The organism is Pseudomonas sivasensis (genome assembly GCF_052938085.1).
The window spans coordinates 2809129-2827336 of sequence record NZ_CP176442.1; the positions used below are offsets into that span (position 1 = coordinate 2809129).

General features: G+C 57.2%; 17 protein-coding genes and 2 pseudogenes. 7 read left to right on the forward strand and 12 right to left on the reverse strand.

Going from position 1 to position 18208, the window contains the following annotated elements; genetic code table 11:
- Positions 1-81: 81 nt before the first annotated feature.
- A pseudogene (locus ACKZ62_RS12940) lies at positions 82-1026 on the reverse strand (methyl-accepting chemotaxis protein); the annotation flags it as partial.
- Between the two features lie 351 nt (positions 1027-1377).
- Positions 1378-1647, reverse strand: a pseudogene (locus ACKZ62_RS12945) (PAS domain-containing protein); the annotation flags it as partial.
- Between the two features lie 163 nt (positions 1648-1810).
- On the opposite strand from ACKZ62_RS12945, the gene ACKZ62_RS12950 reads away from it, so the two are divergent.
- The gene (locus ACKZ62_RS12950) at positions 1811-4009 is read left to right on the forward strand and encodes an OsmC domain/YcaO domain-containing protein (RefSeq protein WP_032885296.1); all 2199 of its coding nucleotides are present in this window, start codon (positions 1811-1813) and stop codon (positions 4007-4009) included.
- A gap of 125 nt (positions 4010-4134) precedes the next feature.
- Here the strand turns inward: ACKZ62_RS12950 and ACKZ62_RS12955 are convergent, their stop codons facing one another.
- From ACKZ62_RS12955 to ACKZ62_RS12980, 6 genes are all read right to left on the reverse strand, one after another.
- Positions 4135-5301, reverse strand: coding sequence for a cystathionine gamma-synthase (locus ACKZ62_RS12955; RefSeq protein ID WP_447096782.1), 1167 nt, complete (start codon positions 5299-5301; stop codon positions 4135-4137).
- The gene (locus tag ACKZ62_RS12960) at positions 5298-6674 is read right to left on the reverse strand and encodes a pyridoxal-phosphate dependent enzyme (protein ID WP_447096783.1); all 1377 of its coding nucleotides are present in this window, start codon (positions 6672-6674) and stop codon (positions 5298-5300) included. The genes ACKZ62_RS12955 and ACKZ62_RS12960 overlap by 4 nt, the downstream gene beginning before the upstream one ends.
- Positions 6675-6847: 173 nt before the next feature.
- On the reverse strand, positions 6848-7327 hold the full coding sequence (locus ACKZ62_RS12965) for a VOC family protein (protein ID WP_447096784.1): 480 nt from the start codon (positions 7325-7327) through the stop codon (positions 6848-6850).
- Positions 7328-7466: 139 nt separating this feature from the next.
- Entirely contained in the window at positions 7467-7985 is a 519-nt protein-coding gene (locus ACKZ62_RS12970; RefSeq protein WP_447096785.1) for an SUKH-4 family immunity protein, read from the reverse strand.
- Between the two features lie 142 nt (positions 7986-8127).
- Positions 8128-8760, reverse strand: a complete 633-nt coding sequence (locus tag ACKZ62_RS12975) for a hypothetical protein (RefSeq protein WP_447096786.1) — start codon at positions 8758-8760, stop codon at positions 8128-8130.
- Between the two features lie 80 nt (positions 8761-8840).
- Positions 8841-9857, reverse strand: coding sequence for a hypothetical protein (locus tag ACKZ62_RS12980; protein WP_122753481.1), 1017 nt, complete (start codon positions 9855-9857; stop codon positions 8841-8843).
- Positions 9858-10189: 332 nt separating this feature from the next.
- On the opposite strand from ACKZ62_RS12980, the gene ACKZ62_RS12985 reads away from it, so the two are divergent.
- Positions 10190-10354 (forward strand): hypothetical protein, encoded by a 165-nt coding sequence (locus ACKZ62_RS12985; protein ID WP_447096787.1) that lies wholly within the window; start codon positions 10190-10192, stop codon positions 10352-10354.
- Here the strand turns inward: ACKZ62_RS12985 and ACKZ62_RS12990 are convergent.
- Positions 10348-10701 (reverse strand): VOC family protein, encoded by a 354-nt coding sequence (locus ACKZ62_RS12990; RefSeq protein ID WP_032885286.1) that lies wholly within the window; start codon positions 10699-10701, stop codon positions 10348-10350. The two genes, ACKZ62_RS12985 and ACKZ62_RS12990, sit on opposite strands and share 7 nt — an antisense overlap.
- A 103-nt stretch (positions 10702-10804) precedes the next feature.
- On the opposite strand from ACKZ62_RS12990, the gene ACKZ62_RS12995 reads away from it, so the two are divergent.
- A complete protein-coding gene (locus tag ACKZ62_RS12995; RefSeq protein WP_447096788.1) occupies positions 10805-11548 on the forward strand; it encodes a class I SAM-dependent DNA methyltransferase in 744 nt (247 codons plus the stop codon).
- 121 nt (positions 11549-11669) lie between these two features.
- Here the strand turns inward: ACKZ62_RS12995 and ACKZ62_RS13000 are convergent, their stop codons facing one another.
- From ACKZ62_RS13000 to ACKZ62_RS13010, 3 genes are all read right to left on the reverse strand, one after another.
- Positions 11670-13007, reverse strand: a complete 1338-nt coding sequence (locus ACKZ62_RS13000; protein WP_032885283.1) for an MFS transporter — start codon at positions 13005-13007, stop codon at positions 11670-11672.
- A gap of 123 nt (positions 13008-13130) precedes the next feature.
- A complete protein-coding gene (locus tag ACKZ62_RS13005; RefSeq protein WP_339481524.1) occupies positions 13131-14066 on the reverse strand; it encodes an EamA family transporter in 936 nt (311 codons plus the stop codon).
- A gap of 322 nt (positions 14067-14388) precedes the next feature.
- Positions 14389-14901 carry a hypothetical protein gene (locus tag ACKZ62_RS13010; RefSeq protein ID WP_032885281.1) on the reverse strand — a complete coding sequence of 171 codons (513 nt, stop codon included), beginning with the start codon at positions 14899-14901 and terminating at the stop codon, positions 14389-14391.
- 397 nt (positions 14902-15298) lie between these two features.
- On the opposite strand from ACKZ62_RS13010, the gene ACKZ62_RS13015 reads away from it, so the two are divergent.
- The 4 genes from ACKZ62_RS13015 to ACKZ62_RS13030 all read left to right on the forward strand — a co-directional run bounded on the left by ACKZ62_RS13015 (position 15299) and on the right by ACKZ62_RS13030 (position 18160).
- Positions 15299-15781: a GNAT family N-acetyltransferase gene (locus tag ACKZ62_RS13015; RefSeq protein WP_447096789.1), complete on the forward strand. Its 483-nt coding sequence runs from the start codon at positions 15299-15301 to the stop codon at positions 15779-15781.
- A gap of 243 nt (positions 15782-16024) precedes the next feature.
- Positions 16025-16780, forward strand: a complete 756-nt coding sequence (locus ACKZ62_RS13020) for a bestrophin-like domain (RefSeq protein ID WP_447096790.1) — start codon at positions 16025-16027, stop codon at positions 16778-16780.
- Positions 16781-17098: 318 nt separating this feature from the next.
- Positions 17099-17554 (forward strand): VOC family protein, encoded by a 456-nt coding sequence (locus ACKZ62_RS13025; protein WP_032885278.1) that lies wholly within the window; start codon positions 17099-17101, stop codon positions 17552-17554.
- A 174-nt stretch (positions 17555-17728) separates the two neighbouring features.
- Complete coding sequence (locus ACKZ62_RS13030; protein ID WP_095184644.1) at positions 17729-18160, forward strand: bleomycin resistance protein; 432 nt, start codon at positions 17729-17731, stop codon at positions 18158-18160.
- Positions 18161-18208: the final 48 nt, after the last annotated feature.

Here is an 18208-nt window from a genome sequence, read left to right on the forward strand (position 1 = left end):
CTGCTCGCGGGCTGAGCGCCACGATATTCATCCCGGTGCAAGCAAGGCCGCCCAGCTGGCGGGCGGCCTCGCGTTGCGGGGTCAGCGGTTAAAGCGTTCTACCAACGCATATTGAGTGGCCGCCGTATTGGTCAGCTGCTTGCTAAGGTCGGTGGATTGATGGGCTTGTATCGACGTCTGGTCAGCCAGCTCCGCGATAGTGGTGATGTTGCGGCTGATCTCCTCGGCGACCGCGCTTTGTTCCTCAGTGGCGGCGGCGATCTGGGTGGTCATTTCGGTGATATGAGACACCGCTTCGCTGATGCCGACCAACGCCTGGTCTGCTTCCAGCACCCAGGCTACGCCTTCCTGCGCCTGGCGTTGGCCGTTTTCCATGCTTTGCACGGCATTGTTGGACGATGCCTGCAACTGAGTGATCAGCGCATGGATTTGAGTGGTGGATTGGGAGGTACGCTGCGCGAGTTGGCGCACTTCATCGGCCACCACGGCAAACCCGCGGCCTTGCTCACCGGCGCGGGCCGCTTCGATGGCGGCGTTGAGGGCGAGCAGGTTGGTTTGATCGGCGATGCCTTTGATCACGTCCACCACGCTGCCGATTTCGTCACTGTCCTTGGCCAACTGCGCCACGGTGGTGCCGGTTTCGCCCACGACGGCGGACAAGCGCTCAATGGCCAGGCGGGTATCACGCGCGACTTCACGGCCACGTCCGGTCAGCACGTTGGCCTGCTGGGTGGCGTCGGCGGTGCGCTGCACATGGCTGGCGACTTCCTGGGTGGTCGCAGCCATCTGGTTGACGGCCGCCGAGACCTGCTCGGTTTCAACGCGTTGGCGATCTAGGCCTTTGGAGCTGGCAGTGGCCAACTGATCCGATTGCCCGGCCAGGGCGCTGAGTTGTTCGGCACTGTCCTGCAAGCGTGTGAGGCAGGTTTTCAGGCGCGAGTTTTGGCTGAGGAATGCGGTTTCCAGGCGTGCCTGGGGGCCGCTGGCGTCGCTGTACATCTGGGCAATCAAGGCATCCGACGTCGAGGGCTCGACACCCGCCAGCAGGCGCAAGGTGCTGCCTTGGCGTACGCGTGAGCACAGCATACCCACCGGCACGGCAACGGCCACGGCCACCGCAATGGCGATCGGTGCACTGAGGAAAAGCCCGGCAATGCTGCCGGCGATGCCGGTGGCCACGTACGGAACGGCACTCAACGCCGCGGGCAGCCAAGTGTCCTTGATTAGCGCGCTGGATTTGCCTTGGCTGAGGCGGCGATACAGCACCTGCGCCCGGCGGATTTCATCGGCGCTGGGCTTGACCCTCACCGATTCAAAACCAACGACTTCGCGGCCGTGGAAGATCGGTGTGACGTAGGCGTTAACCCAGTAATGGTCGCCGTTTTTCGAGCGGTTCTTGACGATGCCCATCCACGGCAGGCCTTGCTTGAGCGCACGCCACATATGGGCAAACACGGCCGGTGGGACATCGGGGTGACGCACGATGTTCTGCGGCGCGCCGATCAGATCGGCCCGTTCAAAACCGCTGATTTCGACAAAGGCGTCGTTGCAGTAAGTGATGCCCCCGTGAATATCGGTGGCGGAGATAAGTTTTTGCGAAGGCGCGAGTGAAATCTCACGTTGTGTTACTGGCTGGTTGTTGCGCATTCCGGCTACTCCCTGGTTGCACACAGTGCATCGGCGCCAACGTGCAGAAGATTAATTCACATCGGCTATTTCGCCAGCCATTGGTCAAAAGCCTGAAACTTATCGATGAAAAACCTCATAATGGCGGCCATTTTTGTTTAGCCCGTAATTCTGGTGTGCCCCCATGGAAATCAAGGTCAACTTTCTCGACAACCTCCGGCTTGAAGCCAAGTTCGATGACTTCACGGTGATTGCCGACCAACCTATTCGCTATAAGGGCGATGGTTCGGCACCGGGGCCCTTCGACTACTTCCTGGCATCGTCGGCGCTGTGCGCGGCGTACTTTGTGAAGCTGTACTGCCAGACCCGCAACATCCCCACCGACAATATCCGCCTGTCCCAGAACAACATCGTCGACCCGGAAAACCGCTATAACCAGATCTTCAAGATCCAGGTCGAGTTGCCCGCGGATATCTCCGATAAGGACCGCCAGGGCATCCTGCGCTCCATCGACCGTTGCACGGTGAAAAAAGTGGTGCAGGCCGGTCCCGAATTTGTGATCGAAGAGGTGGAAAATCTCGACGCCGACGCCCAGGCCTTGTTGATGCCCAGCAGCCTGTCGGAGCAGGGCACCTACATCGCGGGCAAGGACCTGCCGCTGGAACAGACCATCGCCAACATGTCCGGGATCCTTGCCGGCCTGGGCATGAAGATCGAGATCGCCTCGTGGCGCAATATCGTGCCCAACGTGTGGTCGCTGCATATCCGCGATGCGCACTCGCCAATGTGTTTCACCAACGGCAAGGGCGCGACCAAAGAGGGCGCGCTGGCGTCGGCATTGGGCGAATTCATCGAGCGGCTCAACTGCAACTTCTTCTACAACGACCAATTCTGGGGTGAAGAACTGGCCAACGCGCCGTTCGTGCATTACCCGGACGAGCGTTGGTTCCAGCCAGGCCCCAACGACGAGCTGCCGACTGAAATCCTCGACGCTTATTGCCGCAAGGTTTACGACCGCGAAGGCGAGCTGCGCGGTTCGCATCTGTTCGACACCAACTCCGGCAACGAAGCGCGCGGCATTGTTTCGCTGCCGTTCGTGCGCCAGTCCGATGGCGAGGTGGTGTACTTCCCGTCCAACCTGATTGAAAACCTCTACCTCAGCAACGGCATGAGCGCGGGCAACACCCTGGCTGAAGCCCAGGTGCAGTGCCTTTCGGAGATTTTCGAGCGCGCGGTCAAGCGTGAAATCATCGAAGGTGAATTTGCCCTGCCGGACGTGCCGGCTGAGGTGCTCGCCAAATACCCAAGCATTGTGGCGGGCATCGAAGGCCTGGAAGCCCAAGGCTTCCCGGTGCTGGTCAAGGATGCATCCCTGGGCGGCGAATTCCCGGTGATGTGTGTGACCTTGATGAACCCGCGCACCGGCGGGGTATTCGCCTCCTTCGGTGCCCACCCGAGCCTGGAAGTGGCGCTGGAGCGCAGCCTCACCGAATTACTGCAAGGCCGCAGTTTCGAGGGTTTGAACGACTTGCCGCAGCCGACCTTCGAAGGCCAGGCGGTGACGGAGCCGAACAACTTCGTCGAGCACTTCATCGACTCCAGCGGTGTGGTGTCGTGGCGCTTCTTCAGCGCGCAATCGGACTACGAGTTTGTCGAGTGGGACTTCTCCGGTGAAGGCGAAGACTCCAACGTCCAAGAGGCTGCGACCTTGTTCGGCATCCTGGAAGGCATGGGCAAAGAAGCCTATATGGCGGTGTACGAGCACCTCGGCGCCACCGCTTGCCGCATCCTGGTGCCGGATTACTCGGAAATCTACCCGGTGGACGACCTGATCTGGGACAACACCAACAAAGCGCTGTTCTTCCGCGAGGACATTCTCAACCTGCATCGCCTGGACACGGAAGAATTGCAGGCATTGGTCGAGCGCCTGATCGAAAGCGAGCTGGACGATTACACCGACATCACCACCTTGATCGGCATCGAGTTCGACGACAACACGGTATGGGGCCAACTGACCATCCTGGAGTTGAAGCTGCTGATTTTCCTGGCCTTGCAGCAATATGAAGAGGCCAAGGAGTGCGTGGAGATGTTCCTGCAGTACAACGACAACACCGCCGAGCGCGGCCTGTTCTACCAGGCGTTGAACGGTGTGCTGGAGATGGAACTGGACGACGACTTGGACTTGGCGGATTACGAAGCCAACTTCCGCCGCATGTTTGGTAATGAGCGAATGGATGCGGTGATCGGCTCGGTCGATGGCAGTGTGCGGTTCTATGGGTTGACGCCGACGAGCATCAAGCTGGAAGGCTTGGACCGGCATTTGCGTTTGATTGACAGCTACAAGAAGCTGCATTCGGCGCGTGCCAACATCGTCCAGGTGTAACGCATACCGAATGTGGGAGGTGGGCTTGCTCCCGATGGCGGTGGTTCAGACAAATATTCAGTGCCTGACACGCCGCTATCGGGAGCAAGCCCCCTCCCACATTTGATCGTTGTTTTCTGGGGGGGTTATATACGGGCCAAGGCTTGCGCCAGGTCCGCTCGTAGATCGTCCACATCCTCAACCCCCACCGACAACCGCACCAACCCGTCGCCAATCCCCAGCTGCGCCCGCGTCGCCGCCGGGATGCTGGCATGGGTCATGATCGCCGGATGTTCGATCAGGCTTTCCACACCTCCCAGGCTTTCGGCCAGGGCGAAGATGTTCACGTGTTCCAGAAAGCGGGTGGCGCCCGCCAGGTCGCTGTTCAAATCCACTGAAATCATCCCACCAAACCCGCGCATTTGCCGGCGTGCCAGTTCGTGCTGCGGATGGGATGCCAGGCCTGGGTAATAGACCCGCGCCACTTGCGGTTGTTGCTCCAGCCAGGTGGCCAGGTCCAGCGCGTTGCTGCAATGACGCTCCATGCGCAGGGCCAACGTTTTCACGCCGCGCAGGGTCAGGAACGCGTCGAAAGGCCCGGCGATGGCGCCCACTGAGTTCTGCAGGAAACCCAGGCGATCAGCCAATTCGGGGTTGTCACCGACAATGGCAATACCGCCGATCACATCGGAATGGCCGTTGAGGTATTTAGTGGTGGAGTGCACCACCACATCCACGCCCAGCTCCAGCGGGCGCTGGATCCAGGGGCTGGCGAAGGTGTTGTCAGCCACGCAGATGATCCCGCGATTGCGGCAGATACCTGCGATGGCGGCCAAGTCGGTGAGGCTGAGCAGCGGGTTGCTCGGGGTTTCGACCCAGACCATGCGCGTATCGTCCTGCAAGGATGCTTCAAACGCCGTTACATCACTCAAATCGACAAAGCTGAAACGATGCCCGGCGCTGCGTTGGCGCACCTTGTCGAACAGCCGAAAGGTGCCGCCATAGAGGTCGTTACCGGAAACGATATGGGCGCCCGCATCCAGCAGCTCCAGCACCGTAGAAATCGCCGCGAGCCCGGATGCAAAGGCAAACGCCTGGCTGCCGCCTTCAAGGTCTGCCACGCAACGCTCCAGAGCAAACCGCGTGGGGTTGTGGGAGCGGCCGTAGTCGAAGCCCTTGTGCACGCCGGGGCTGTCTTGCAGGTAGGTGGAGTTGGCGTAGATCGGCGGCATCAGCGCGCCAGTGGTTGGGTCTGGGAACTGCCCGGCGTGGATCACACGGGTGGCAAACGCACTTTTATCAGGCTGGCTCATGCAAGGGATCTCCGCAGGTGGTTGAGCAGGTCGACGCGGGTGATCAGGCCATAAAAGCCTCCTGCATCGGCAATGATGGCGACCAAGCCGCGATCCAGTTCAGTTTGCAATTCGGCCAGGCTGGCGCTGGGGGACAGGGTTTGCAGGTTGTCGGTCATGGCGCTGGCGACGATCATCGTGAAGTGCGCGGCATCGTGGTGCAGGCCCAGCAGGATGTCGGATTCGTCGATCACGCCCACCAGTTCGCGGCCGTTGACCAACACCGGTAGTTGCGACACGTCGGCCAGACGCATGCGCTGGAAGGCGGTGAGCAGGGTGTCGTCGGGGCTCACGCTGATCACGCGGCCGTCTTCGAAGCGGCGGGCGATCAGGTCGCGCAGGTCGCCGTAGTGTTTGTAATGCAGCAACCCCGCGTCGGTCATCCACTGGTCGTTGTAGACCTTCGACAGATAGCGCGTGCCGGTGTCGCACACAAAGCTAACCACGCGCTTGGGCGTGGTTTGTTCGCGGCAATAGCGCAAGGCAGCGGCGAGCAGGGTGCCGGTGGAGGACCCGCCGAGAATGCCCTCGGCCTTGAGCAGTTGGCGCGCGTGGTCGAAGCTCTCTTCATCGCTGATGGAATAGGCGTGGCGCACGCTGGACAGGTCGGCAATCGACGGAATGAAGTCCTCGCCAATGCCTTCCACGGCCCACGAGCCGGGTGTTATCAACTGGCCGCTGCGGCTGTATTCAGCCATTACCGAACCCACCGGATCGGCCAGTACCATTTCCAGCTCCGGTTGCACGCGCTTGAAGAATCGGGTCAGGCCGGTGAGGGTACCTGCCGAACCGACGCCGACCACAATGGCATCCAGGTCATGCTGGGTTTGCGCCCAGATCTCCGGCGCGGTGCTGGTCTCGTGAGCCTGGGGATTGGCCGGGTTGTTGAACTGGTCGGCGAAGAATGAGCCGGGAATCTCCTGGGCCAGACGCGCAGCCATGTCCTGGTAATACTCGGGGTGGCCCTTGCCCACATCGGAGCGGGTGATATGCACCTCGGCGCCCATGGCCTTAAGGTGCAGCACTTTCTCCGTGGACATTTTGTCGGGTACTACCAGCACCACCCGATAACCCTTGGCCCTGCCCACCAGCGCCAGGCCCAAGCCGGTGTTGCCGGCGGTTGCCTCAATGATGGTGCCGCCGGGACGCAGGCGGCCGTCACGCTCGGCGGCGTCGATCATGGCCAGGCCGATGCGGTCCTTGATGGAACCGCCGGGGTTTTGGGATTCCAGCTTGAGGAACAGCGTGCAGAGGCCGGTATCGAAGCGGCTGACCCGTACCAACGGCGTGTTGCCGATCAGTTCGAGTACGGCGGGGCGTGAGAGTGTAGGCATGGCGTCACCTGGGTGAGCAGAGGAGACATGAAACACTAGGTCGGTATTGGGTGAGTCGCAACCGGACCGTCGGCTCGCTGTCTTTTTTTGGCGCATGGGCCGACGCGACAATTGCGCCTGACGCTGCCAGGCGGAGCGCATTGAAGCCCTGGATAGCCTCGCCAGTTGCCGCCTCAGCCCTTTATCGCTGCCTCAATCGCCGCAATGTCGATTTTGGTCATGGTCATCATCGTCTCGAACGCGCGCTTGGCGATGGCTGGATCAGGGTTAGTCACCGCCTCCGTCAACACGCGCGGAGAGATCTGCCACGACAGGCCCCACTTGTCCTTGCACCAGCCGCAGGCGCTCGGCTGGCCGCCGTTGTCGATGATTGCGTTCCAGTACCGGTCGGTTTCGGCTTGGTCATCGGTGGCCACTTGGAAGGAAAACGCCTCGGTGTGGGGAAAGATCGGGCCGCCGTTCAGGCCGATGCAGGGGATGCCGAGTACCGTGAATTCGACGGTCAAGACGTCGCCCCGTTTGCCGGACGGGTAATCCGCTGGTGCACGATGCACGGCGTTCACCGCACTGTCGGGAAAGGTGTTGGCGTAGAACTTGGCAGCCTCTTCGGCGCTCCCGTTGTACCAGAGGCAGAGGGTGTTTTTGTGGGTCATGAGCAGTCTCCACGCAGTCGAGGGTCTGTGGAGTTTAGCTGCGTTTCAATGGCGGCCTTATCAAGTCGAGACGGTTAAGGTCGGCGTTATAGGCTCGATAGAGGTCGGCCAATTCGTGGTGGGTCATCAGCGTTCACTTCTACCCGTTGAGTTCTGCGCTGACCTCATCCGCCCACATCGTGCCCGGCACGGCGGCGGCAGGATCGATGCATTGGATCTCGGGTAAACAGCGCGCCATCGTGTTGTCTCGCAGATGTGCCTGGAACACGCACAAGCTGCGGGCGAACTGGGGCAGTGAGGTATTGATGAGTACGCGTGCGTGATGGGCGTCGTGGTTGAAATAGACAATCGTCCCACTGTGTCGATCAAGCGCGATGACGTCCCCGGAGCCGGTGTGCCCCAAAGGAAAATAGTGGTTGGCGATGCCGAATATTGCCAACCTGCGTTGTGCTTCGGCTTGGCTGTAGGCCTCGAAACTCAGAAAGGGCGCGGCGTCGCGCGGCAGGCCGTGCTTGAGGAGGAATTCAGCGTCTGGCGCGGGGAGGGTGGCCAGGTCAGTGGGGTTGAAGGTGATGAATTCGTCAAAGCCGAGGTCCAGGCCGGGCGGGTCGGGTGGCAGTACCGAGATGAAATGTGTTTTGAAGTCGAAGTCGGTCATAGTCGTTTGCCGCGTTATGTGAAGGGGGGCGGGATGCTGACATAGAAACACTGCAGGGCCTGGGGTAGAACCCGTTCACAGCCTCAAGGTGAATCCAGCTAATGCCGCAGCAATGGTTGCCGCAGCATGAGTGCGAGGAGTTTTAGTTACTCGACTCATCTGGCTGTGGCACCGTATGAATTTCGTCATACATAGCGGTTGCCACTGAAGCAGCATAAACAATGTATTTCAGATCGCTCGCGTCACTCTTGACTTCATAAATTTCACACAGAAGACTTCTTTTGTCCTTGGGCAACTCCACAGGCGACCAAGATGAAGGGCTCTTGAAGTTATACTCAGGGCCTTTGTATGTTAGAGACCTGATGCCAACAACCATGCGCTTATAGTGTTGCCTATCAGGTCTTTTAGAGTTTTCATAGCTGCCTTTAAATGTTCCTAGAGAGCCTGAGACAACATCTACGCACGCTTTGTCTAGCTCGGTCTCATAATCAGCAGCCGCATAGGTACCAACGGTCCCATGATTGGAATAGAATTTTGCACGTGGCGACAACTTTTCTTCTGGGTATTTGGCGCTGTATTCATCACCCTCGAAGTAATATTCGATATACCCTCGCGAAATATCTACCCTGCTATATTTCTTTCTCTTTTCTATGATGTCATTGAAAGAGTACCAGCGCTGCTCGATTAGTTTGTGCGCGACTTCCAGCCCGCCCGCAAATACCTTCAAGGAAAGCGCGGAGCCAAATAAGATAGATGCAATCAAAAGATTTTTCATGTGTTGGTCTGAAATATGACTTTTTGAATTGAATAGGTGCGCAAAGAGTTTTAAGGCTCTTTGCGAGAAAAGATTACTTATTAGCGGATCGTGATGTTTCGACCGAAGTATTCCTCGGCGTCATACTTCCCAATTACTTGCTCCAAGGTTTCGTTGTTATTGTCCATGACCAACTTGTGTGAGATTGCGCTGAGTGCAATCAAAATATCTTTACATTCAATGCGTGCTTGCATTACTGAGCTTGATGCGGTTACGAGGACTTGAGAAAGTAACTCATGATTCTTCTTCATCAGGGATGCAATGAAATTAAATATTACTTCAGAGCATAAAGCCCGGTCTTCGATTTCATCAGGTATAACAACCTTTTTCAGAAAATCTTCTTCTTTACCATCAGGGACGAATCCTTGAACCCAGTAGAAATAGGATTCATCGAAGATGATGGATTGGATGGCGTTTGCTATTTTTTCGTTAGCCGCTATTTTCTCGAATAGAGTGTTTGAAAATTCATTGGATACGTTGGTCAATTCATCACCGTATTCATCATTGAGCAAGGTGATCGTTGTGTGAAGTTCTTTTAGCAACCATACATTGCGCGACCCCATTGCATTGTATGCGTCGCCAACCTCATCAATGTTGCGTTTGAATACGCCAATATATTTGTCACCCTCTTTAATGGCATCCAGTAGAGGGATCAAGCTGTAGCGTCTAACCTGAATGAGTTCATAAAATTGGCCTAATTCTTCACGAATATCTTGTAGGCGGTCCACTGATGCTACTAAAAAATCACTGTCGTCTATTATCTTCTTGTTTAGGCGAGTGAAGTCTGGTGCGCCATCAGACCAGCGAACACGCAGATCAATACTTTTTTCAAAGGCTTGTGTCTTGCTAACCAGTATTGAGTACTTGTCTTCTATTTCAAAAAGCACATCTTGAACTTTTTGAAGACCTGTTGATCTTGCGTTTTGATTGATTCCGCGAATCTTTTCAGCTTCGGCTTGTTTCTTCTGGCGAATAGTCCAAGTGATCGCTGCACCTACAATTGTCAAGCTTGTTGCCATATCAAAGCCAAGCTGGATATTACTGAACCATGTGCTCATTTGACTTCCTTAAGTTTTATTTGATTTCCTTAAACATCACGTTTTTGTAGCCGTTTACGCCGTAATAACTGACTCCAACTCAAATTTCACGCCGCATAAGCGGCGTTGTCGTGCTTTTTTAATCGTGCTCTCGCTCTGAGCCGGCACGCCGCCGGTAATTTGCTGCGTGAGCATAAAGGCGATGCAGGGTCGGAACAACCGTTCGTCGCGACCTACACCGCCAACGCCCGGTATCTGAACCTTTCCGCTGGCGTTGTGCAGCACCACTACGAGACCAAACCCGCAGCGCACTGGTCTGGCGCCATGAGTTGCGCGAGGAATAGCTGCGTTCGGTGGTCAACTACGTGGCGGATGTTGCTGGCAAAACCAGCTTCGGCAGTAACGGCCCATCGGCGATCAAGGACACCGGCGTGCTCGGTCTGGGCGTGACGTGGGGGTGCGATGCGGGCCACTTAAACTGCGTGGCCTGCACTCGTGGTGCAGCGATCACTCACTGATCCGACCAAACCGCCAGTTCATAACCATCCGGATCGATGAAGTGGAACCTGCGCCCACCGGGGAACGCAAACGTCTCGCGGCTTATCACAGCGCCTGCAGCCGTGATTCGTTGGTGCGCCCCTTCGAGGTCATTCGCAAACAAAATCACCAACGGCCCCCCTGGCCGAACGGGTTCTCCCGTGGTGAACCCGCCCGTCAGCCGCCCATCGCTGAACTCGGTGTAGGTGGGCCCGTAGTCCACGAATGTCCAGCCGAAAACGGCGCCGTAGAAGGCTTTGCTACGGTGGATGTCGCCCACGTTGAATTCTATGTTGTCGATCTGACGGTCTTGACCACGAACGCTCATGGTTGCCTCCTTGGCGGATGATTGAGGCGCGAGTGTAACGGTTCTGACGACGGACTGAGTTACCATGCCGCCGCGAAATTCCCGCCGACCGCTCTGGCTACCTATGTCCTCCAACGCGCTGTACACCGATCTTTCCATCTACTACGACCTGATGTGCGCCGACATCGACTATCGCGCACAGAGTCACAGCGTTCGCCGGTTGCACCAACTGTTCGGCAATAACGGGCGTCGGCACTTGGACTTGGCCTGCGGCACCGGGCCCCATGTGCGTCATTTCCTCGACTTTGGCTACCACAGCGCCGGCCTGGACATCAGCCAACCGATGCTGGACCTCGCCCAACTGCGCTGCCCGGAGGCGCGGTTCAGCCGCCAGGACATGGCGGGTTTCCAGGTGGACGACGCGCAAGATCTGATCACTTGCTTTCTCTACTCGACCCATTACAACGCCAGCCTGGCCAAACTGCGCATGTGCCTGACCAGCGTGCACGGGGCGCTCGCCGAAAATGGCGTGTTCTGTTTCAACGCGGTGGACAAGCAGCACATCGACAACCGTTTGCTGGTACGCCATAGCGTTGAGTTTGAAGGCAGCCACTTCACCTTCGGTTCCGGCTGGCACTACAGCGAGGAGGGCGAGCAGCAGGCGCTGCGCCTGAGTATCGAGAAGACCACCGCGGGTGTGACTGAGGCTTGGCAGGACGAACACCCGATGGTCGCCTTCAGTTTCACCGAGTTGCAGCAGTTGTTGACGCCACAGTTCGAGGTGCACATCTTCGAGCATGACTACGAATGCATCACGCCCTGGGAGGGCACGAGCGGGAATGCTTTGTTTGTCTGCGTGAAGCGCTGATACCTGCTTTACCCAGTTTCCTGTGGGAGATGTCGAGCTTTAGCGAGGCTTCGAAGGCGGCGGTACAGGCGAAGTATTCTTACCTGACCCACCGCATTCGTGGGCATTACGTCATGTAGCACTAACGCGAGAGCACCGCCGCTGAGCCTTTTTCCTCAGCGCCCACGTCATGCAGGGAGATCCTCGATGTCTCCGGCAACGCCAACCCGCCTGCCAGCGCCAGCAACGCTACGGCTATCAGATAAAACGCGGGTGACAGGTTGCTGCCGGTGGTGCTGATCAACCATGTCGCCATCAGCGGCGCGGTACCCCCGAAGATCGTATAGGCCATGTTGTAAGTGATTGCCGAGGCGGTATACCGCGTCCGAGTCGGGAAGGTCTCCGACAGCAACGCCGCCGTGACCACCCCACATAACACCGCACCTACCGCGAGCAGCATCACCCCCACGATCGAGGCCGCGAACGAACCTGAACTGGCCATCAGGAACGACGGATACACCACCACCATCAGCAACACGCAGGCGGTCATTACCGTGACCCGACGACCCACCCTATCCGAATACAGCCCCGCCAGCGGGCAGATTGCCGCGGCGAAAATCAGCGCGATCAACGACACCAGCAACGCCGCCGCCCGACTCAGCCCACCTGCCACCTGCAGGTATGTCGCGAAGTAGGTGGTGAACATATAAAACGAGAGCGCCGTCAGCGATACAAACGCGCCCAGGCAGCAAATCGCCGCACCATGGTTGCGCAAGGTTTCCTTGAGCGGAGAGTGGGCGACCGCGTGTTCCTGCTTCACGGCCTGGAAGGCGGGTGTCTCATCCAGTTTCCAGCGCAGATACAGCCCGACCAGACCCAGCGGTGCGGCGATCAGGAACGGCAGGCGCCAGCCCCAACTGCCCATCGCCTCGGCGGACAGCGACGCCTCTAGGGCGTAGGCCACCACTGCGGCAGCGGCGAACGCGGAGAACGTCGACACCGGCACGAAGCTGCCGTACCAGGCGCGTTTGTTGCTCGGCGCGTGCTCCATCAGATAGGCGCAGGCACCGGCATATTCGCCCCCGGCGGAGAAGCCTTGGGCGCAGCGAATCAGCGACAACAGAATCGGCGCTGTCACGCCGATGGCGGCGTAAGTGGGCAGCAGGCCGATCAAGGTGGTCGCACCGGCCATCAGCAAAATCGTCATGGCCAGGGTACGCTTGCGGCCGATGCGGTCGCCGAGCATGCCAAAGAAAATCCCGCCCAACGGCCGAAAGGCGAAGGCCACGGCAAACACGGCAAAGGTCTTGAGCAGTGCTGCGCTGGCATCGCCACTGGGGAAGAATTGTTGCGCGATGGTGGTGGCAAGAAAGCCATAGACGGCGAAGTCGAACCACTCGACGAAGTTACCGATGCCGGCGGCGATGATGACCTTTCGCAGGGTTTGGGGGCTGACCTGTTCGGTGGATGAGCTCGTCATAAGGGAAGGCCTCGGAATGCGCAGGGGGATGCCTGATTATCCGAGGCGGCGGCCAGACGGCGGGGTTCAAAAGAGTCCTCCGCGTAGTCAGCAGCGACTTTCTGCAAGGGCTAGAGGCACGCTTCAGGCCTTGGCGGAACGCTGAGCGGACGTGCGATACGTCAGCAGCACAATTCCTGTCACCACGATGACGCCGCCAGTCACCTGACCGGCGCTGAGCATTTGATCGAGCACGAGCCAGCCCATCAGCAACGTCGCCAGCGGCTCAATGTTCATCACCGGCGCATTTCGCGACATATCCAGGCGCGGCACCGACATGAACAGCACGATAAAACCGGTGCCGTAGAGCACGACCAATGTGGCCAGCGCCAGCCAACCAGTCAGGCTGGCCGGTGGGTTCAGGCCGTCGGCAAGGGCGCCACTCCAGCCCGCAAGGTTAACGCTGCTGAACACAATGAAAATTGTCAGCAGACTGCGCACCGAACCCCGTACCTGGGACAACTTGTGATCGGTGATCCACAGCGCGCAAGCGAATACAAAGGCGGCGCAGAAGGCGAGGGTGACGCCGAGCAGCCATTGCGGGCCGATGTCGGCGTCGGCTGAAAGGCGAGTGGGCACGTCCAGCACGAACACCAGACCCACCAGAATCAAACCCATCAGCAAGGCGGTGCGCGCCGTCGGACGTGGGCCGCCTAGTGCCCAGGTCAGCAGCGCCAGCAAAATCGGGAAAACGTTGGCCACCAGCAACGCCAGCGCTACCGGTACGCGGGCTACGGCGGAATAGAGGCACAGGCTTTGCGCGGTGATGAGCAGGCCCAGCAGTAACTGCCAGCGCCATGCACCCGAAGGCAGGCGCAGGCTTTGCCGTTGCCAGAGTACCAACGCGCCCAGCACCAACAACGTACCGCCGGAGCGCAGCAGAATAGCGAGGAGAACACCGGCGCCGTCGTCGAAGGCCACGCGAGCGGCGATGTGGTTGCCGGCGAAGGCGCAGCCCATGCAGAGCAGGATCAACACGGCGATGTGGCGGGGGAAAAGATTGGGGGCAGGGGGCGTCATGGTAAGGGCTCGGGCAGTGGCTTCCATCGTCGAGGATGGCAAATTATTTTTAGGTTGTCGTACAACGCTGTGGCGGATTTGTAGCGTGTTTGGGGCGAATGGGCAAGGGAGGTTTTTTGTGGGATGACCGCGGGCTTTGTTTCTTATGGACTTAACAAGATTGTTTAGGTGATTGCGTTGAGGTAGAGATAGACAGGGCTGAGCAGGAGAGGTCGTATGACTATTGAGGGCCTATTGAGTAATTCGCCATGCGCGACCATGAGGCCCGTTTAATATCGTTCGGGTGCTGGCAAGCGGTCGCGCAGTGCAGAGGTGCAATGTCTCACTGGAGCGTCGGTAATCGGTCCAACGCACAATTTCGGTCCATTTTCGGCTCATCGGCCATGGGAACGCGCGCGCCCGAATCGACATTGAATATGTCAATGTGACAACCGCTCAGCGCGCCCGGGCTGTCGACAATTCCTCCTTTGATCACGTAACGCGCGCCCGGCGCAAATTGGCTGACAAACGCTATGCTGCACGAGCGATTGGCATTGGCCGCACCGCGCATCACCAAGTGCAGCGGCTTGCCGGCTTCAATCGGAAAGAAGCCCTCCGGCGTCGATACGTTCTTATAAACGGAAACCAACTGCCCTCCCTGCGCAATCGCCACGGTTCTGCCGTATTTGCAGGCCATTGGAGGCGCCTCGACCAGGGACACGCTGTTTCGATAATTCTCCATCGACACCAACTCGCTACGGATAAGCGCCTGAGGCGCCCCCGCGGGCACGAGGTATTTCGGTGCTGGGGCGCAGCCTGCAAGCAGCAGAAGTGAACACAGGTAGAGAGGCTTCATAATTTCCTTATCAAGGTCGGTAAAGGGCGGCCTCAACTAGCCTGATGAATCAGAATGGGTCAAGCAGTAAGTGAGAAGGATAGATACCTGACCCGGTTTGAAATAAAGGTGAATCGCCCTTGGTTTATTGAATAGGCGCAACGGTTGCTCTTGGCCGAGGCTGTGTAAAAACGGTTTTCTACGCAATAGGCACTCAAAACTGGACTGAAAATCGCGCTTCTGTGCGAAATTCACATCTGCTGATGTGCCGATAAATTTCGGATTTAACGTAGATGCGCACACTTCAATTTTGGCTAAGCGGTTTTATACACTCTGGTCCAGAAGTGGACTCTCAAATTTTTCTACGGTATCTGGGCCGCTTCAATGGCTCCCCAGGATAAAAGTTGGAGCACAAAATATGCCCGTCGCACCCAATCAGAATTCCCCAATCATTTTGGTCCTGGCTCAACAGAGCGACTTGGATAATCTTGTAGCCATTCGAATTGAGGCCATGCGCGAAAGTCTGGAGCGTGTTGGTCGATTTGATCCAGTCCGCGCGCGCGAGCGGTTTCTTAGCGGCTTTGAGGCTCGCAACACACGCTACATCGAGGTGTCTGGAGAGAGGGTTGGTTTCGTCGTGATCAAGCATCAACACAATGAACTCTTGCTCGACCACTTGTATGTGAGACCGAGCGCGCAAGGGTCAGGGGTAGGGTCTGCTGTTCTCACTCAGATTTTCAAAGAGGCGGATGCGGCTGCGCTCCCTATTAAAGTGGGTGCTCTCAAAGAAAGCGCTTCGAATCGCTTTTATATCCGCCATGGCTTCCAATTCATCGGAAGCAGTGAGTTCGACAATGACTATATTCGACAGAGTGTTCCGGCGATCGGCCCAGATTGCTAGCTGGATGCGATGCACCTCGACGTGCGCTTTGACACACTCTGGACCATAAGCAGACGCTCGTGATTTGCTGCCTTTCATGATGGGCAGAGCTAGACCAATACCGACTGATAATCACCGCCGGTGTTCAAACCAATACTGAAGTCATTTCTGGACGGTAAACGCAGTAACTGCCGAGCAGAGTTCTGAAAACACCCAATGGTCTATCCTTCAAGACTTGACGCAAATTGATCAGGGCCCTGATGTATGAACGCTCTCTGGATCGCATTGGCCATTTTTGGGTGCCTGGTTGCTTCCTCGCTTCTCATGATGTTTTGGTACCCAAGACTGGCATCCCACCACAGGGATGACGACACCAACACCGTAATTCGTCTAGTCGCCAATATTTTTGTGGTTATGACATCGTTGGTCTTTGGCTTGATGATTAATTCTGCCAAAAACACCTTCGAGTCCATTGATGCAAACTTCCATGGGTACGCAACCAGCATGATCATTTTTGATCGGACGCTGCGGGGCTATGGCGATGCGGCACAAGACACGCGCAATCGTCTGATCACCTATCTTGAGCACGCTATCGAGACCCCGTATCGGGGAGACGAAGCGCTGCAGCATCGAAACAGCGAGGCGGCTAAATACCTGGATGACATAGGCAAGTCATTGGCTGTTATCAAGCCCCCGGACCGCTACCATGAAACGATGCTTCAGGATATTCGTCAGCAATATCATTCGCTCATCGAGCAACGCTGGAGGATCGTCGAGCAGTCGGAGGGAGCGATTCCTGGCCCCCTTATTGGGATGCTTGTTGCTTGGTTGACGCTCATTTTCGCTAGTTTTGGATACCGCGCACCCCGTAATTCGATGGTGATAGGAATGTTCATCGTCTCGTCATTGCTCATTGCGGCTTCCGTATACCTTGTGTTGGACATGGACGTGCCATTTCACGGTCCTATCCAAATATCCGACGAACCCCTGCGCAGGGCGCTCGCCGTAATGCAGCTATAGGGGAGCATGACGGGCAGCGTTTTGAGTAGTGGTCTCGGAGCGGGTCATATTGATGTCTGCTTTTGGCCGTTCGTTGCATTTCGCGAGCGGCAGCTTTGGGTCGGAAGCCGCGCCTTATGAACGACGGATTTCGGCCATACGCGGGCAGTCACTTTTGTTCGCCATCAAGCGATGTACAGCTCCTCGCTTACCTCAGTTTGAACGCGGGTTTATCGCCGAATTGGCGCATTGCTACACCGACAATATGGACTCATGAAGTCCATGGAGTTTTGAGGGTCTCCGGCTCAACATTGACGCCGGTTCAACAGGGAGGCTGCAATGGATCTGAAGTTCAGTCACGTAGATGTACTGGTCAATAATCTCGAAGAAGCCTGTGCTTACTACGCACAGATACTTAATGCCCGGATATCCAAAACGCTCGTTTGGGAACGAGGTGGCCTGCATGTGCGCTACGCGATAGCGCTGATCGGTCAAGAGCGTTTCATGTTGGTACAGCCATTGGCGGGGAACCTGAGGGAGCTATTAGACTCCGCGGGAGAAGGGATGATTTATCGCCACTGCTATTCGACGCCGGACATCGAGAAGGCCTACGACGAACTGATGGTCGCCGGTGTTCAGCCACAAGACGAAAACGGAAAGCCATTGGCCCGCGCGAACCTGCAATCCCCATCGGGGACACGCATTATCTGGTTGCCCAAGCGCTTTGGGCACTTCTCCATCGAAATCTTGGAAGACAAGGCGTTAGAGGCATTTGTAGAGGATGCATTTTCCTGAGTTATGCGGCGATGAAGGTCTGCTTGCGGCCAGAAGCTGCCACTCAAAGCGACTCGATAACTCCCACCCAAGCGTGCATCATCATGCGCACCACGATCCCGCCCTGGCAGCGAAGCCGTAGGTGCAGAACCTGCCCGCTCACAAAAACAAGCATTTTGAAATGGAAGTCATCTCATGTTCGAACGTAACAAACTGGTTCCGGAGTTAATGGTCACCAACCTGGATAGCAGCCTGGCTTTTTGGGTTTCTCTTCTGGGGTTCAAAGTAGCTTATCAACGTTCGGATGACGGATTTGCGTACCTTGATTTGAATGGTGCTCAAGTAATGCTTGAGCAGATTGATCCGGACGCGGGTCAATGGCTGACTGCGCTATTGACCAAACCGTTTGGAAGAGGCATCAACCTACAGATTGATGTTGAGGCTGTCGCACCCATCATCCAAAAACTTGTTCAGGCTGGATTTCCACTCTATCGAGAATGCAAAGACACCTGGTATCGGGCTGACAAAATAGAAGTAGGTCAGCGCGAATTCATCGTCCAGGATCCCGATGGTTATCTCGTAAGGTTGGTAGAGCGGTTGGGTGAGAGACCGGCTTGCTCAATCTGAACCTAAGCCAAGCCGACCGTCAGCTTTGGGTCGATAGCTGCCGGTGGC

Excerpts from the sequence above, each read along its gene's own strand:
- ACKZ62_RS12960 (WP_447096783.1), bottom strand. The coding sequence starts at position 6,674 with ATGCCTACACTCTCACGCCCCGCCGTACTCGAACTGATCGGCAACACG.
- ACKZ62_RS13020 (WP_447096790.1), top strand. The coding sequence starts at position 16,025 with ATGAACGCTCTCTGGATCGCATTGGCCATTTTTGGGTGCCTGGTTGCT.
- ACKZ62_RS12955 (WP_447096782.1), bottom strand. The coding sequence starts at position 5,301 with ATGAGCCAGCCTGATAAAAGTGCGTTTGCCACCCGTGTGATCCACGCC.
- ACKZ62_RS12995 (WP_447096788.1), top strand. The coding sequence starts at position 10,805 with ATGTCCTCCAACGCGCTGTACACCGATCTTTCCATCTACTACGACCTG.
- ACKZ62_RS13005 (WP_339481524.1), bottom strand. The coding sequence starts at position 14,066 with ATGACGCCCCCTGCCCCCAATCTTTTCCCCCGCCACATCGCCGTGTTG.
- ACKZ62_RS13010 (WP_032885281.1), bottom strand. The coding sequence starts at position 14,901 with ATGAAGCCTCTCTACCTGTGTTCACTTCTGCTGCTTGCAGGCTGCGCC.
- ACKZ62_RS13030 (WP_095184644.1), top strand. The coding sequence starts at position 17,729 with ATGTTCGAACGTAACAAACTGGTTCCGGAGTTAATGGTCACCAACCTG.
- ACKZ62_RS12950 (WP_032885296.1), top strand. The coding sequence starts at position 1,811 with ATGGAAATCAAGGTCAACTTTCTCGACAACCTCCGGCTTGAAGCCAAG.
- ACKZ62_RS13015 (WP_447096789.1), top strand. The coding sequence starts at position 15,299 with ATGCCCGTCGCACCCAATCAGAATTCCCCAATCATTTTGGTCCTGGCT.
- ACKZ62_RS12990 (WP_032885286.1), bottom strand. The coding sequence starts at position 10,701 with ATGAGCGTTCGTGGTCAAGACCGTCAGATCGACAACATAGAATTCAAC.
- ACKZ62_RS13025 (WP_032885278.1), top strand. The coding sequence starts at position 17,099 with ATGGATCTGAAGTTCAGTCACGTAGATGTACTGGTCAATAATCTCGAA.
- ACKZ62_RS12970 (WP_447096785.1), bottom strand. The coding sequence starts at position 7,985 with ATGACCGACTTCGACTTCAAAACACATTTCATCTCGGTACTGCCACCC.
- ACKZ62_RS12975 (WP_447096786.1), bottom strand. The coding sequence starts at position 8,760 with ATGAAAAATCTTTTGATTGCATCTATCTTATTTGGCTCCGCGCTTTCC.
- ACKZ62_RS12965 (WP_447096784.1), bottom strand. The coding sequence starts at position 7,327 with ATGACCCACAAAAACACCCTCTGCCTCTGGTACAACGGGAGCGCCGAA.
- ACKZ62_RS12980 (WP_122753481.1), bottom strand. The coding sequence starts at position 9,857 with ATGAGCACATGGTTCAGTAATATCCAGCTTGGCTTTGATATGGCAACA.
- ACKZ62_RS13000 (WP_032885283.1), bottom strand. The coding sequence starts at position 13,007 with ATGACGAGCTCATCCACCGAACAGGTCAGCCCCCAAACCCTGCGAAAG.